The organism is Paenibacillus sp. WG02 (genome assembly GCF_055396115.1).
Genome location: NZ_AP036016.1, coordinates 6,751,332 through 6,768,685, shown reverse-complemented (window position 1 = coordinate 6,768,685; position 17,354 = coordinate 6,751,332). Strand labels below are relative to the sequence as shown.

Annotated in this window: 10 protein-coding genes; 7 read left to right on the top strand and 3 right to left on the bottom strand. The window is 40.1% G+C overall.

Translation table 11 applies throughout. The features are described from left to right. Positions 1-120 precede the first annotated feature (120 nt). The 5 genes from ACBP55_RS30595 to ACBP55_RS30575 all read left to right on the top strand — a co-directional run bounded on the left by ACBP55_RS30595 (position 121) and on the right by ACBP55_RS30575 (position 8,383). Entirely contained in the window at positions 121-5,274 is a 5,154-nt protein-coding gene (locus tag ACBP55_RS30595; RefSeq protein ID WP_464647043.1) for a bacterial Ig-like domain-containing protein, read from the top strand. Between the two features lie 668 nt (positions 5,275-5,942). After that, positions 5,943-6,164, top strand: coding sequence for a hypothetical protein (locus ACBP55_RS30590; protein WP_464647041.1), 222 nt, complete (start codon positions 5,943-5,945; stop codon positions 6,162-6,164). Then, positions 6,136-6,453, top strand: a complete 318-nt coding sequence (locus tag ACBP55_RS30585) for a hypothetical protein (RefSeq protein ID WP_464647039.1) — start codon at positions 6,136-6,138, stop codon at positions 6,451-6,453. The genes ACBP55_RS30590 and ACBP55_RS30585 overlap by 29 nt, the downstream gene beginning before the upstream one ends. Before the next feature lie 122 nt (positions 6,454-6,575). Next, positions 6,576-6,968, top strand: coding sequence for a hypothetical protein (locus ACBP55_RS30580; protein WP_464647037.1), 393 nt, complete (start codon positions 6,576-6,578; stop codon positions 6,966-6,968). Positions 6,969-7,252: 284 nt separating this feature from the next. Then, positions 7,253-8,383, top strand: a complete 1,131-nt coding sequence (locus tag ACBP55_RS30575; RefSeq protein WP_464647036.1) for a glycosyltransferase — start codon at positions 7,253-7,255, stop codon at positions 8,381-8,383. A gap of 1,246 nt (positions 8,384-9,629) precedes the next feature. Here the strand turns inward: ACBP55_RS30575 and ACBP55_RS30570 are convergent. The 3 genes from ACBP55_RS30570 to ACBP55_RS30560 are packed head-to-tail and all read right to left on the bottom strand — an operon-like array spanning position 9,630 to position 13,340. Next, complete coding sequence (locus tag ACBP55_RS30570; protein ID WP_464647034.1) at positions 9,630-10,748, bottom strand: Ger(x)C family spore germination protein; 1,119 nt, start codon at positions 10,746-10,748, stop codon at positions 9,630-9,632. Then, the gene (locus ACBP55_RS30565; RefSeq protein WP_464647032.1) at positions 10,745-11,851 is read right to left on the bottom strand and encodes a GerAB/ArcD/ProY family transporter; all 1,107 of its coding nucleotides are present in this window, start codon (positions 11,849-11,851) and stop codon (positions 10,745-10,747) included. Before ACBP55_RS30565 ends, ACBP55_RS30570 begins: the two co-directional genes overlap by 4 nt. Further along, positions 11,838-13,340, bottom strand: coding sequence for a spore germination protein (locus tag ACBP55_RS30560; RefSeq protein WP_464653458.1), 1,503 nt, complete (start codon positions 13,338-13,340; stop codon positions 11,838-11,840). The genes ACBP55_RS30565 and ACBP55_RS30560 overlap by 14 nt, the downstream gene beginning before the upstream one ends. A 1,402-nt stretch (positions 13,341-14,742) precedes the next feature. Here ACBP55_RS30560 and ACBP55_RS30555 point away from each other — a divergent pair. Together ACBP55_RS30555 and ACBP55_RS30550 are read left to right on the top strand one after the other, a co-directional pair. Continuing rightward, positions 14,743-15,774 (top strand): AraC family transcriptional regulator, encoded by a 1,032-nt coding sequence (locus tag ACBP55_RS30555; RefSeq protein WP_464647030.1) that lies wholly within the window; start codon positions 14,743-14,745, stop codon positions 15,772-15,774. A 215-nt stretch (positions 15,775-15,989) separates the two neighbouring features. After that, positions 15,990-17,354, top strand: a complete 1,365-nt coding sequence (locus ACBP55_RS30550; protein ID WP_464647028.1) for an MFS transporter — start codon at positions 15,990-15,992, stop codon at positions 17,352-17,354.

Here is a 17,354-nt window from a genome sequence, read left to right as displayed (position 1 = left end):
TTAGGCGTAGTATATTTATCTCTAATTACTAAGCTCAACTTAGAGTCAGGGAGGAAAAATGGCTGAACTCACGCCAAATACCCAACTATAGACTCAGACAAATGGATCCAGGAGGACAACATGAATCAATCTAAGAACAAAATGATGAAAAAGATGCTCCCAGTATTGGTGGGCTCCAGTATGGTGATTTCCATGCTTGGAACAGCCGCAGCAGCAGCACCGTCGGATGTCAGTGGACATTGGGCAGCCAAACAGTTGAATGAATGGCAAGGTAAAAGCTGGATTCAAGGCTATGAGGATGGAAAAGTAAAACCAAACAACACCGTAACTCGTGCGGAATTTATGGCGTTTGTCAATAGGGCGTTTGGATTGACTGCGGCAGCAGATGTTACGTTCAAAGACGTTAATAAATCTGGTTGGGAATATGCTGAAATCAGTAAAGCTGTTAAGGCAGGCTATATCAGTGGTTATGAAGACGGCACGATTCGTTCTGGTAATGAGATCAGCCGTCAGGAAGCTGCCAGCATTATCGCGAAGCTGCTTAATTTGACTGCTTCTGATGCGGAGAAGGCACTGGGCAAATTTGCTGACTCTCAAAAAATTGCCGTTTGGAGTAAACATGCGATTGCAGCGTTGTCTGAAAAAGCGATAATTAACGGCTATGATGATGGATCTTACCGCCCTTCGGCTTCCATAACTCGAGCTGAAGCAGTAGTAACCATCGATCGCGCGCTAGCGGCAAAAGCAACTGTTTACGATAAAGCTGGAACTTTTGGTCCAGAAAGCGGAACACAGACAATCGAAGGCGACGTTGTCATTTCAGCTCCTGGTGTTACTCTTAGAAATGTGACCATCACTGGGAACCTGCTGTTCGCCGAAGGAATCGGTAGCGGCGATGCGTTCTTGGATGGTGTAACAGTTAAGGGGTCTACAACAGTTAAAGGTGGGGGCGAGAACTCCGTTCACTTCAAAAATACGGTGCTAGTCACTGTTATCGTCAACAAGAAGGACGGTAGTGTTCGTATCGTTGCCGAAGGTTCTACAACTGTCCAACATGTGACCGTACAATCCAGTACGAAGATTGAAGAATCTAGCGTTACGGGCAGCGGATTTAACAACGTTGATTTAAGCGCTGAACTTCCAAAAGACTCCAAAGTCACGATGGTTGGAGATTTTGAGGATGTAGAAGTTTTCGCTAAATCGATTGTCGTTGAAGTTTCAAGCGGGTCTATCAACAAGTTCGGTGTAGGCAAAGACGCTGGAGATTCTTCAATCAATTTGAGCAAAGATGCCAAAATTGTAACGCTTGTGCTGGATGCAATCGCTAAAGTTCTCGGAGATGGTAAAGTCGAGAAGGCGACTGTTAATGACGGTGCAAAGGGCTCATCCTTCGACAAGAAGCCGGACAAAGTTGATGGTCCACAGAAGGACAGTACTTTAGTTAACAACCCGTCTACTGGCGGTGGTGGATCTAGTAGTGGTGGGTCAAGCAATAGCGGTTCTACGCTTCAAGCTAGCAAAGCTCCTGCTGCGGAATTGATATTTACCGCTAACTATTTCAGCGGTAGTGATATTGTCTTTATCTATAATACCTATACAAACAATAATGATGGGACTGTTAGCGATGCTGTTTACACCGTTCCTGCCGGTGCAACCGTAAAGGTATATGATGCAGGAGGTAATCTGCTCGGCTCGAGGACGGTAACAGCGTTGCCAGTCGATCCGCGTTCATCGACAGTCGTTTTTATACCAGACGGTGGTTTTGGATCCACGGTTAATAAGATTTATGTAACGATCACAGAATCTGGTAAGTCGGAGAGCACGCGTGTAGAACAAGCGGTACTTCACGTTAATGTACCTAAGCCAGAGGTTTCAGATGTTAATAATCATTTAACGGGAAGTGACGATGTTTATTTAAAGAATGTGCCTATGGGCAATTACGCTAACTTCTATGACGAAGAATTCCGTATTATTCCGGCAATGTCCATGACGCCAGAACATTATCAAATTCTCAATGGCTTCAATCCTAATCAAAAGTACTTTTATATTGCTTATAGGCAAGTTCTTGGTCGAGCGGGTGTCGAAAGTGATCTTACGAGAGTAGATATACCTGCAAAAACAACATTAAGCAGCATAGCCATTACAACACCAGCAACTAAACTAGTTTACACCGTAGGAGATATGCTAGATATTACTGGTTTGGCAGTAACTGGAACTTACAGCGATGGTAGTACAAAAGCTGAAACAGTAGCATTGGCAAATGTAACAGGCTTTGACAGTACAGCACCTGCAGCTAGCCAAACATTAACAGTCACAGTTGGTGGACGGACAACTACGTATACAGTAGAAATCAAAGCACCAGTAACATTAAGCAGCATAGCCATTACAACACCAGCAACTAAACTAGTTTACACAGTAGGAGATACGCTAGATATTACTGGTTTGGCAGTAACTGGAACTTACAGCGATGGTAGTACAAAAGCTGAAACAGTAGCATTGGCAAATGTAACAGGCTTTGACAGTACAGCACCTGCAGCTAGCCAAACATTAACAGTCACAGTTGGTGGACGGACAACTACGTATACAGTAGAAATCAAAGCACCAGTAACATTAAGCAGCATAGCCATTACAACACCAGCAACTAAACTAGTTTACACAGTAGGAGATACGCTAGATATTACTGGTTTGGCAGTAACTGGAACTTACAGCGATAGTAGTACAAAAGCTGAAACAGTAGCATTGGCAAATGTAACAGGCTTTGACAGTACAGCACCTGCAGCTAGCCAAACATTAACAGTCACAGTTGGTGGACGGACAACTACGTATACAGTAGAAATCAAAGCACCAGTAACATTAAGCAGCATAGCCATTACAACACCAGCAACTAAACTAGTTTACACAGTAGGAGATACGCTAGATATTACTGGTTTGGAAGTAACTGGAACTTACAGCGATAGTAGTACAAAAGCTGAAACAGTAGCATTGGCAAATGTAACAGGCTTTGACAGTACAGCACCTGCAGCTAGCCAAACATTAACAGTCACAGTTGGTGGACGGACAACTACGTATACAGTAGAAATCAAAGCACCAGTAACATTAAGCAGCATAGCCATTACAACACCAGCATCTAAACTAGTTTACACCGTAGGAGATATGCTAGATATTACTGGTTTGGCAGTAACTGGAACTTACAGCGATAGTAGTACAAAAGCTGAAACAGTAGCATTGGCAAATGTAACAGGCTTTGACAGTACAGCACCTGCAGCTAGCCAAACATTAACAGTCACAGTTGGTGGACGGACAACTACGTATACAGTAGAAATCAAAGCACCAGTAACATTAAGCAGCATAGCCATTACAACACCAGCAACTAAACTAGTTTACACAGTAGGAGATACGCTAGATATTACTGGTTTGGCAGTAACTGGAACTTACAGCGATAGTAGTACAAAAGCTGAAACAGTAGCATTGGCAAATGTAACAGGCTTTGACAGTACAGCACCTGCAGCTAGCCAAACATTAACAGTCACAGTTGGTGGACGGACAACTACGTATACAGTAGAAATCAAAGCACCAGTAACATTAAGCAGCATAGCCATTACAACACCAGCAACTAAACTAGTTTACACAGTAGGAGATACGCTAGATATCACTGGTTTGGAAGTAACTGGAACTTACAGCGATGGTAGTACAAAAGCTGAAACAGTAGCATTGGCAAATGTAACAGGCTTTGACAGTACAGCACCTGCAGCTAGCCAAACATTAACAGTCACAGTTGGTGGACAGACAACTACGTATACAGTAGAAATCAAAGCACCAGTAACATTAAGCAGCATAGCCATTACAACACCAGCAACTAAACTAGTTTACACCGTAGGAGATACGCTAGATATTACTGGTTTGGCAGTAACTGGAACTTACAGCGATGGTAGTACAAAAGCTGAAACAGTAGCATTGGCAAATGTAACAGGCTTTGACAGTACAGCACCTGCAGCTAGCCAAACATTAACAGTCACAGTTGGTGGACGGACAACTACGTATACAGTAGAAATCAAAGCACCAGTAATATTAAGCAGCATAGCCATTACAACACCAGCAACTAAACTAGTTTACACAGTAGGAGATACGCTAGATATCACTGGTTTGGCAGTAACTGGAACTTACAGCGATGGTAGTACAAAAGCTGAAACAGTAGCATTGGCAAATGTAACAGGCTTTGACAGTACAGCACCTGCAGCTAGCCAAACATTAACAGTCACAGTTGGTGGACGGACAACTACGTATACAGTAGAAATCAAAGCACCAGTAACATTAAGCAGCATAGCCATTACAACACCAGCAACTAAACTAGTTTACACAGTAGGAGATACGCTAGATATCACTGGTTTGGCAGTAACTGGAACTTACAGCGATAGTAGTACAAAAGCTGAAACAGTAGCATTGGCAAATGTAACAGGCTTTGACAGTACAGCACCTGCAGCTAGCCAAACATTAACAGTCACAGTTGGTGGACGGACAACTACGTATACAGTAGAAATCAAAGCACCAGTAACATTAAGCAGCATAGCCATTACAACACCAGCAACTAAACTAGTTTACACCGTAGGAGATATGCTAGATATTACTGGTTTGGCAGTAACTGGAACTTACAGCGATGGTAGTACAAAAGCTGAAACAGTAGCATTGGCAAATGTAACAGGCTTTGACAGTACAGCACCTGCAGCTAGCCAAACATTAACAGTCACAGTTGGTGGACGGACAACTACGTATACAGTAGAAATCAAAGCACCAGTAACATTAAGCAGCATAGCCATTACAATACCAGCAACTAAACTAGTTTACACAGTAGGAGATACGCTAGATATTACTGGTTTGGCAGTAACTGGAACTTACAGCGATGGTAGTACAAAAGCTGAAACAGTAGCATTGGCAAATGTAACAGGCTTTGACAGTACAGCACCTGCAGCTAGCCAAACATTAACAGTCACAGTTGGTGGACGGACAACTACGTATACAGTAGAAATCAAAGCACCAGTAACATTAAGCAGCATAGCCATTACAACACCAGCATCTAAACTAGTTTACACGGTAGGAGATATGCTAGATATTACTGGTTTGGCAGTAACTGGAACTTACAGCGATGGTAGTACAAAAGCTGAAACAGTAGCATTGGCAAATGTAACAGGCTTTGACAGTACAGCACCTGCAGCTAGCCAAACATTAACAGTCACAGTTGGTGGACAGGTAACTACTTATACAGTAGAAATACAGTAGAATCGTATTAGCAGGTTAATATTGATGATATTGAGTTAAAGGGGTTGTCCTAAGAGTCATTTTCGGAAATTACAGCCCCCACTTTGTACCTAATATTCGGTTGTAAAAGAACCTTTATTTCCACTTTCATAGTGGTTTTGAAGGTTCTTTTGCACATTTTACGGGACTCACTTGGGTTTACCCTTTTGGGTCTCTAGAACAATTAGAATAAGTAGAGTTCAAATAATGTAAAAAGTGTGTACATCAAGAAAAGGTAACCCCAGTTGGTTAACTTTTCTTGATGCGCTTCACAGTCGAACAAACCGGGTGCTTCAATCGACTCTGTAACTTTACCATTTAAAGTGCCGTAGCCGAAGCAGAGTTCAATACTCCGCAAGGAGAAGGACTCGCAGGTGTGTCCCTTGAGAGACAAAATCTGAAGGGCCTGCTGGTAATGTCTAGCAAAGAATGCGATTAGATAACCGCTCCTAAGATAGAACGATCAAGTGTGATTGTAGACCAATTCCCTCTATATGCTGAAGGAGGAACTAAAGAAAGAAGCAAAAGAAGTTACTATTTTAGTCCGTTCCTCTCCTTACGCTCATGAAAAGAAACATTTTTTCCTATCACCGAATCTAGTAATCTCTCATATACTATAAGATCTTACGATAAGGGAGGTGCAAGAGAGTATGATAGGCAACTCAATGAAAAAGACAGGTGCATTTCTTTTACTTTTAGTGAGTTTACTAGCTTTCGTGATGACTTGGGAGGTGGGGTTATTATCCCCTTTGGGGGGAATATGTATAGCGGGGTTTAGCTTCGGCGGAGCCATTCTGATGTGGTTGGATGTCCATGAATCGATGCAAGGTGCTGGCAAGAAAGATGCAAAACGAGCAAAAGCCGATCTCTGATCGGCAAGAGGACAATTCCCCCCAGAAAAAATCCAACCAACCTGGAAGATGGTCAGACGTCTTTGGATTCGGCAAAATGTTGGACAAACTACCGCTTCATAAGCTTTCAGCTCGTATGGCCTACTGTATGTTTTTTGATTTAGTGCTGCTATTATTTGTTCTTGTTCTCCGTGCTTCGGGTACGAAGGTAAATGATTTTCCGAACGCATGGGATATTCGATTTATAGTGATCACGACAATTGTTGTTTTTTTCGTCGGTCTTTGCGATATCTGGAAAGACCGGAAGTAATAAGCTTGTTACAACGCAAATGAAAATAAGCCCAATTTCGGGGAAGCGGTCACCAACTAGGCAATCGCACACATACTGTATAATAGGCAATTAACTATACAGGAATGTGAGTGATTTAGAAGATGACGAAACCAGAAGAGCAAGAATTTCGTCCACCAGTAGGTGGGCACGGAGGCGGTCCAGGCCATGGTGGCCCCGGACATGGTGGTCCTGGCGGTCCGGGAATCGGAGGACCTGGTCATATTGGCCCCGGTCATGTTGGGCCAGGATTCGGTGGTCATGGTCATCATGGCTTCCCAGGGCATGGCGGGTTTCATCACTTTGAACATGAGGAAGTGGAAAATCTGCTGCCTTTTGTTGTTGTAGCCCCTTATTTATATCAACAGCCTTACTATCCATATCCATATCCAACATGTCCATGTCCATATCCATACCAGGATTATCTATGTCAATGTCCATATCCAGACCAGACTTATCCATACCCACCATATTCCCCGGGTTATCCAGGTATTTGAAAAAATTTACTTGCACACTTAAACAAAACAGAGAAACTTTCTGTCCAGAGAGTTTCTCAGTATTTTGCTATTTTCTACTAAAAATGGGTGATGAGTACTATAAAACTTTATCAAATCTTTATATTCCTATAGGCATTGTGTCGTTTTCATGCTACAATTCAATTTATACAGCGTTTACATTAATTTCCCTCTCGTTTACTCAGCCTTCATCGGTACGATGATTAAACCATCTTGGCTTTTGCTTATGAGGAATTCACTTGTGCAAATCTAAGGGGGAAAGTGTGTTGAGCAATCAACCCGTTCGGATATTACATCATATTAGTGATATGAATCGTGGAGAAGCGCAAAGCTTTATTATGAATGTGTATCGGCATATGGATCGATCTAAGATTCAATTCGATTTCGTTGTCCACTCCTATAATCCTTGTGATTATGAGGAAGAAATACGAGCATTAGGCGGGAGGATTTTCATCCTGCAGAATCCAAGAGCGGGCTGGATGGGTTACCTATATGAGTTAAAGTCGACGATTCAGCATCACGGTCCTTTCCATGCTCTACATAGCCATAACTTTGAGGCTAGTGTCTTAACTTTGTTAGCATCAAGGCTGTTTGGCATTGATATTCGTATTGTACATTGTCACAGCATCAGTGATTATACATACTCTTCCTTAATAACTAAAATATCTCGATGGCTAAAAAGGAACATGATACGACGATTTGCCACCAATTGGCTTAGCAGCTCGATTACGGCAAGTCAGTCGTTCTTCGGGTATCAACGGTCCAAAGATAAACGCGGCAGAATGGTGCGCAATGGGATAGATGTCGGTCGATTTACAAGTAGAATGTACAAACCCATGACGCTCCGGGAGGAATTGCATATTTCATTAGAGGAGCCAATTATTGGCCATATTGGACGGTTTAGCTCAGCAAAAAATCATACATTCCTGATTGAGATTTTTGAAGAGCTGCTGTACCGTGTGCCAAATGCGAGGCTTATTTTGGTGGGGGATGGTGCATTGCGACCTCAGATTATAGCGCTGATCGAGCAAAAAGGGATCCAAAACCGCGTTCATCTATTAGGGCTGCGAGACGATATTTATGAGCTTCTTCAGGAATTTGATTGCATGGTCCTTCCTTCATTCAAAGATGGTTTACCTATGGTATTGATAGAAGCGCAAGCCGCGGGTGTTCCCTGTGTGGTATCCGATGCTTTGCCGGCAGAGGCGAATCTGAGGGCAGGTTTTTTCACATTCGTGTGTTTGAAACAAGACATTGCCGTATGGGTGCAGTGGTTAATGAGGGCATTGCGCAGCGATCCTGTTCCGGTTGATGAACGAATCCGTGCGATTAGACAAGCCGGGTATGATATTAAAGAAGCAGCTCTAGAATTAGAAGAAGTCTATGCTTTCCAATAGAAAATATTGAGAGCCCTTATGGATGACATGAGGGTTCTTTTCTAATGGTAGTCTAACGACATGAAAGTCCCTATTAAGAACCTTGATAAATCAAGGATTTTTTCAGTTTGAGGGATATTCTTGTCGTTTTTTTTGCGACAAGAAAATCCCTCGAATGTAAGCAATTAGATATGAAATGAGGCTATACCCAAATGTGGTAAAAAAAACTCAAAGAAAAACTGCTAAAAAAGTAAAAGGGATGACTAAAAAAACGGGCATATGAAAAAGCCAATAGTACGGCTGGCAACAACAAGGAGGTGTCCAATGACACAAAAGTGCCTACATAATTTTATAAATAAACGCCTAAGAAATCAGGCTTTTTTATTTTTATGTGGGAAGATTTGTGTCATCAAAAAATGCACAAATGTCCTTACATTGTAGTCTTACGACACAAATTCACCTACTTTATAGAAGCTCGAATTCGGGATAGCTCCTTATTTCATTAAGCAAACGGGAGTTTTGTGGAGAAGACCATATAGATTTTCCTTCGTCAATCGTTTCTAAATTGGAATCGACTAAGTTCAAACCAATAATAGTGGAACGAGAATTTCTATTGTAACGACATTAGTTTTCTAAATTATGGTAATATAATAAAAACATAAGTTAAAGAACCTGTATTAAACGTACCAATAATTCAAAAGGAATGGATTGGGGAGGGATAAGTATGTCGTTTACGATTTTTAAACGCATATTCGATGCCATAACACAAAGAATCCGAGTGTCTTTGTATATAGCCCTAAACGATGAGGATTATTTTTTGTTATCGGTCAATTGCAAAAAGCAAACATTCGTTTCACGGTGAAATCACCTATCAACATGAAAACACCAAGAGGGACAATCTTTTCCACAGAAACGGATACATAGTTACGAAATATACGTGAAGCAAGAAGATGAAGATAAAGCCCGGGAGGCCCTTAGATAACCCTTACAGACTGCCATCATTGACGGCGGTCTGTTTCAACTAACGGGAGATTAGTTGAAGATGAAGTGCAGGGAACCGTATCATAAATGACGGCTAAATTTTTTTGATAATTGAACAAAGAAACGCTGCAATGTAGATTGCAACAATGGATCTTGAGGTTTGAATAGTTATATCAAGGGATCTGAGTATTTCGTACTGAGGTCTCTAGTTGCCATTTTGCAAATATAAGAATTTCAATGATATATTAAGTCGGTTTTTCTTAATAAAGAATACCAATTTTCGATGTCAATTAAAAATCCCATGTTTCGTAATTTTAGCATCTACCTTTACTTCAAAGTTAACATTCGGGTATTCTTCTTTCCAATTGATCTTTTCCCAAGTATCATGATGAAAGGCGATAATTTGTCTCCCAATACTCAGGCTATCCGAATTCGCTTTTTGCATTTTTTTAATAATTTGATTTGCTTTTTTCGTCATCTCTTGGGATATTTTGTTATTCAGATCATTGATTTTTCCCTCCGATTCTAGATGGTCTTCTGAATACTCCAGGATTTCGACTTTTAAATCTAACCGTAAGTTAACGGAAATATGATCGGGATTTTGAGCGGTTACTTTTAACTCGCGTTTTGATTTTAATACATTGATATAAATGAAGTTTTTTCTCTGTGGTACTCGATTTTCATCAACTTTAACTTTGATCCATGCCTTTTTGCTCTTATGATTGGCCATCAACATATATAAAGTTGATTCCTGAAGTGTTAAATAGTGCCCGGTATACTGACGCCCATTAAACATAGCCAATCCAATAATTTGTGCTTCTTTTTCTTGTGCTTCTATAAGGGGTAATATGATATCGGTTCCAGGATCAAAAAAATCGGAGAACATAGGCCTAGTTTGCCGCGGTATGACGGTGTTTGCTTGAGCGCTTTCAAATACACCGTTCAGGTATTCACTCATGCTTGACTTCTCCTTGAGGGGGAGATTGAGCAGGTCAGCAGCTTGTCCTTTTACAACCGCGGCGTTTGCTACAAGGGAACCTCTCGGATCTCTGTAAAATACGTCAAGCCCGGAGTAAATGTCCTGCTTTGCGTATTCTTCTCCCAACAAGAGGACAATGAGTTTGGAGGCATTAAATTCTCCTGAGATTTTAAGATTAATTTCTTTCCTTACATCCCTTGATGTATCGCCCTTCCCCGATACGACATGACTCACTGTTTCTTTCGTTCCTTCCCCGCCTCCTTTAAAAGAAGGAATGGTAATCGTACTCATTACTTTACCGTCCGATGTTAAATCGAACCCGGTCGTCATCACCAGTTTTACATCCTTTAGCATATTTTGATCCCAGCAGCCGGTTAAAAGGGAGACACACAGCCCAGCTAAAAGGAGCACTTTCGACATCTTCATGATTTAACATCTCCCGATAATTTTTTTTTGCCCTGTACCATAGAGACGATTAATAGGATGCAAGGCAATATTAAAATGAATACATATCTGGCTAGATCAATCAATTCACTTAATGATTTAATCACTTTTTCGTCCGTGGGTAGCGTTAGAGCACAAATAATCATTAATGCCGCGGCGTAAAAAACGAGTAGGGAATGGTTCTTTTTACGAAACAAATGGGTTAAACCATTGGAAGTTAAATAAAGATACATCATAAACGAAGTTGCAACGGAAACAATCCAAATTGAAAAAAAGAGTAGATCCACTCTATCAATGATTTTGAAATATTTGAATTTCATGATGTATAAGATAGGTTCAGGGATGAACTTCATTGCCGAAGGGCCGAAATAAGTGAGAACAACCATTGTTAGATAGGTATAAAAGAAGGTGACAAATCCGTTAGCCAGGAAGGCAACCTTCAATTTCCCTACTCCTTTTCCCAAGCAATAGGGGAATACAACTAACAAGAGCTCAACGCCTTGATAAGCGAAAGTGGCATTTGTCGCCCCTTTTACCATGTTGGGTAGGCCGCTTTGTCCTACTGGAAGAATATAGAGATAGTTAAGATCCTTTAAAACGACCAATGTAAATGTGAACAAAACAATCAACAAGATCGAAACCACAACAAAAAAACGAGCAATTACTCTTAAATTTTCTTTTACACAAAGGACACTTATAACGATTAGGAGGACACTCACTATCCATATCGGCGTACGTGGGAGTATCCAAATATTGACCTTTTGTCCAAACTGTAAAATGATTAATATGGCTGTTGCGAAAAAATAAAAAATATAACCGATTTTCAACAAAAAGGCCACATGTTTTCCGACAACTTCACTCATCATTTCGAAAATAGTTAGAGCTGGGAATCGCCGATATAATAACCAGATAAGATAAATAGCAACCTGTATTAGGCACCCTGCAACAAAAACCGAAATCCACGCATCACTTTGTGAGATCTTAAACACATCATAGGGTAAAGATATCACCCCAATTCCAATTTGTGTTTGAATGATGATAAAGAAAAGTTGAAACTGCGTAATCTTGTTTTCACCTTTTATCATTTTTTTCCCACTCTCTTGATGCAGATTGTTGCTTCATTTTGTCAGGGTGAGGGTCTAAAGGCCTGCTATCCATCCGCCATATGGGTACTCTTACCAGCGCATCCTTTATATCTTTCCAGCGAAAAGGAGCAATGGGGGCGAAATAAGCGGCCCCAAAAGATTCCAATTTACATAAATGGATTAACAAAGCCATCAGCCCAAATACAATTCCTACAAAGCCTAACATTGCAGCTGCAATCATCATCGGGAACCTCAACAATCGAATAGCAGAACTCATTTCATTCGAAGGCACGACATAGCAAGCAATAGCTGTCATTGCGACAACCACAATCATCGGATTCGATACTAATCCGGCCTTCACAATCGCATCTCCAATAACGAGACCTCCGACAATGCTTATGGTGGGTCCGATTGCAGAAGGGAGCCGTATCCCGGCTTCTCTGATCAATTCAATGGTTAATTCCATGATGAGGGCTTCGATTAATGGCGTGTACGGAATCTTATCAATCGATCCTTTGACGGTAATGACGAGTTGATACGGCAACACTTCAAAATGATAGCCGACCACTGCAATATAGATAGCGGGTAATGTAATGGCAATCATAAAACTGAATAGTCGAATGACTCGAATGAAAGTCCCAACGTACGATCGGCTGTTATAATCATCAGGCGATTGATAAAACGAAAAGAAGGTTACGGGTATTATGAGTACCGTTGGGGTTCCTTCCGTAAATAAAGCTATTCTACCCTCCATTAAATTGGCTTCTACTCGATCTGGGCGTTCCGTATTTAACATTTGAGGAAATGGAGATGAAGAGGAGTCTTCAATGAATTCTTCTAAATATCCTGAGCTGAAAATCATATCTGTCGATATACTTTCTAATCTTCTTAGAGCTTCATTCACTACTTCTTCGTTAGCGATTCCTTTCATATACGCAATTGCAATTTTTGTGTTGGTTTTTTTGCCAAGGGTTATGTATTGAATATAGAGGTTTGGATCCTCAATTCTGTTACGAAGAAGGTTTAAATTGATGTTTAAATTTTCTGCAAACCCCTGATGAGAGCCCCTTATGACCTTTTCGTTCTGAGGCTCATCCGTGCTTCTCGCAATATTTGCAGCCGTGTCGATTAAAAATGCATGTTGGTCTCCATCGATATAGACAACTGAAAATCCGTTCAGCATTTTTCTGGTAATCTGATCTAAGTTCGTTGAATCAGGAAAATGACCGAAGGTAAAAAAGCCTGCGATATTGTCGTTTGAGCATTCAGATAATGGCACAAAAAATCTTTGTTCAAGCTTGTCCTGATCAACAAGGGTTTCGAAATAAAAAACAATACACTCTTTCTGTTGAAACATAAATAGATGGGTCTTTAAATCCTGCGATTGGAGAAAAAATTCTTCCATGTAGTTAACATTTTCTATTAATGAGGGGAAAACTGGTGTGATTTCGGATTCAGATTTTTGTATCTTCTTATTATGATTACTCATACGTAGAGATTTATGTTTATGAAATCTCAAATTTACACATCCCGGGGAATCAGTATGTAACGATTTATCATATATAAATTGTTACAATTTACGGGAAATTATACCTATTCCTGTCCTGCAATTGGCATTATCGGGCAGAAAGCAGGCCTGTAATCGGATTAATCATGTGCTCGATCAGGTTGGGGATCGCTTTGCGCCCTTAGATATATAAATCCTATGCTCAAACATAACTTTGTGCTTGAGTATACAGCGGTGAACGGTAGGGTGGAGGAAGGAATAGATGAGGCTCGATTAGCTTGTTTGGAGGCTAATACGGGCCTTATTATTCGAGATATTAATCTGAAGGGGAATTCGAGGTGTCGGACCTGCTATTTTTGGTTTGCAATTGCAATAGTTTTTCTCCCGGATAGTGAATTTCGTTATTTTTCGCACTTGTTTTAATCTCTCAATTTTTTGAAAATATTGATTTAGCTGCTTATTGGTCATTCTTATATTTACGACAATTAAGTACGATATATGTTCTTGTCAAAAGCCAATGACAAGAACATATATTGTTTGCCGAATGATGACAAGAACTTGTATTGTTATGCGTAACTGAAAACCTTTCTCAACACCTGTTAAATTGGATGAATTTGACACGTAAGCTGGAAAGGGGCAACGATTGAGCTAACGGCAGGATTGTGTAAGGGACATTTGTGTCGTTAGATTAGCTGATTGTTCGTTTTTGAGGTATGTTCCTTGTCATGAAATTCTGCGATTTTAATTATTGTAGGGAATATTCTTGTCGCGCTAGCTAGAAGTATAACGACATGAAAGTACCTATTATGGAACTTTGTTAAATCAAGGTTTTTTGCGTTTGTAGGGATATTCTTGTCGTTTTTTTTACGACAAGAATATCCCTACATAACACGCAGACGACAAGAAAACCCCTCATATATGTGCAATGTGAGTTAAATTGTGATGAAAAATGGAAATTGCCTTAATTGAAAGATAAGCACATCATCAATTAAGTGATGAAATTCGAATTATGATCCTGCCGCGTGGTAGCCCTTCACTCCGAGGGATGGGCAGATTTGCTCAACGAACGAGCTGTACTCACTCTAAGAATGTTAAAATAGATAATAAGTATTAATATGCTTTGATGCTTTGAGAAGGTTATTATAGGGGAATAAAAGTATGGCAAAAAGAAAATGGACAAAAAAAGAGATTGTAGAATACAGAAAAATATACGGTGCTTTTTTCTTGTGATTATATCCCATTTATAACATGCATAAGCCCTCAGAATTGCTGAATGTTTATATTACATCTACTATTGGTTACAATGGAACTATGCAACTATTAATTCATAGTATTTAGTGTATAAAAGCAAGCTTATAACACTTACGAATAAGGCTGATGAAAAATGAACGTAATCGAAGAATTTGAATTCAAGTCAACATTATTTCCGATCATGAAAGATCAACAACTCCTAGAATTTACTATGCCAAACTTAAACACCATTCACGAAATTAATATTCACAGTATTGATGAGCCATTAACTATTATTTTATGGAGAAAAACAAGCAGTGATAAGCTCTCCCTATCTATAAATTTTGAATTGACTGCAAATTTATACACTGATGATGATACAGATTGGTCCGTTACGCATAAACATGACTTTATTGAGTTGACCTATGTTGCCAAAGGAGAATTGAATCAGTTAATCGCCGGCCAGAAATATACCTTTGTGGCGGGAGATGTATGTATTATAGACAGGAATAGCGAGCATGCGGATTCCGCTAGAGATCAGGATAACTTCATGATTAGCATATGCATGAAGGAAGAATTCTTCGATGAGTTGTTTATATCCGAAATTGAAGAAGATGAATTTCAAAAGTTCATTCGAACCGCGCTACTAAAACAAAAAAGCTTCAAACAATTCCTTAAATTCACACCGCGAGGCAAGGAAAATGTCCTCTTCCCTATCATCGAACAAGTCGCCAAGGAGAAGAAGGAGAACAGGAAAGGATCTTCCCATATCATCAAGGGTCTCATGATTCGGATATTCGAGCTATTGACGAAGCATTATGAATTAAGTTTAAATGAAACGCAGTCAAAAAAAATGAATCAGCTGCTATTTGTCAAAGTGGAAGAATATCTTCGAAAACATTATAAAGATGCCTCGATTAAAGAACTCGTAATCCATTTCCACTTCCAGGAGGACTATTTTACAAGACTGATCAAAAAACAAACGGGCATGTCCTTCTCTCAATTTCTTAGACATATCCGTCTCTCCAAGGCAGTCGAATTGCTTCTAAATACGAATTTGCCCGTTAATCAGATTATAGAGACGGTAGGCTATGAGAATCGGTATCACTTTTATACTTTATTTAAGGAACAATACGGCATGACACCCAAAGAGTTTAGGCAAACCCGAGGGATTTCAAATCCATAGTCACAACGAAAGAGAGCTCTGCTTTCTTTCGTTTTTTTATTTAAATAGTCGCAAATCGATACAGTATTTTTTTTATTCATCGAGAAGCGGCAACGATTCCATTGGCGGTTTGTTTTATTCTTATTGAAGAAGCGATGTGTTGTGAGAGCGCTCTCTAAACACTTAGGTGTCTAAATAAATGAGTAGGATTTGCTTGATTTAAAGGGGGGGTTGCCTTGTATACTAACGTTGAAAACCAGAACAGAAAAGTAACAAAAACACAGCAATTAGGTCACGCAATCGCAGGTGTTGGCCAAAACTTTGTCTTTAACTTTTGGAACGGTTTCATTATGATTTTTTTTACAGATGTTTTTAAACTTAGTCCGGCTTTTGTTGGTACTTTACTTTTTGCGACACGGCTCGCCGATGCTTTTGTGGATCCCATTGTCGGGTTTGTAGCGGATCGTACGCGAACGAGATGGGGACGGTTCAGACCATGGCTGCTATTTTTACCTGTGCCTATGGCTATAGGTCTTATTATGAATTTCTCAGTTCCTCATTTAACAGGCGTTTCGGCTATGGTCTATGCTACAGTAACCTACTTAATTATGAGTGTCCTGTTCAGCTGTATTGAAATTCCGTATTGGAGCATGCCTGCAGCTATGACTAAAGATCCCAATGTCAGAACAAGCATCATTGCCACCTCCAGGCTTGCTACTACAGTTGCAGGGGTGGCAGTAGGTGTCGGGGTTGCTCCTATGCTTACTGCTTTTGGACATGGTGATCCAACAAAAGGTTACCAGATGGTTGCGATTATTATAGCGATACTTGCAGGGTTATTATATCTTACGGGATTTGCATTAATCAAAGAGCATGTGTTACCTGCAACAGAAAAAATTGAATTTAAAAAAGCTGCTAAGGCCGTTCTCTCTAACAAACCGTTGTTGTTGCTAGCTATATTTAATTTACTTAATTCGACAGCGATATTTACCAAGTTTAATATCCAAAATTATTATGCCCAATATAACCTTGGTTCATTGAATTATGTTGCGCTTCTCTCCATAGTTTTACTGCCTGGCGCGATTATCGGATCATTACTTGCAACGCCATTGTGTAAGCGCTTTGAGAAGAAAACGATTCTGATTGTAAGCAATCTATATACCGCAATTCTAGGACTTATTTTATTCTTTGCAGGCTATAACAGTGTAACGTTTGTGTTAATTATCCTTGGCTTACAGGGGCTTCAATTGGGTGTCATGTCGGTTATTATCTCTTCCATGGTGGCTGATACGATCGAATATGCTGAGTGGAAGACCGGTCAAAGAAACGAAGGCGTTATTACTTCATCAAACTCGTTCGTTACTAAATTTTCAACAGCTATTTCTGCAGGGTTGATCGGAGTCATACTTTCCATAACGAACTATGTTCCGAATGTACAGCAACAGGCAGGAACTTTGATGGGAATACATGCAACCATGTCCATCGTACCAGCGATTACTGCGTTAATCAGTATTCTACCTCTACTAATTTATGACTTAAACAATAAAAAATATGCTGAGATTGTTGCCATCCTAAAAGAAACAAGAGTCGGTAAGGAGTGA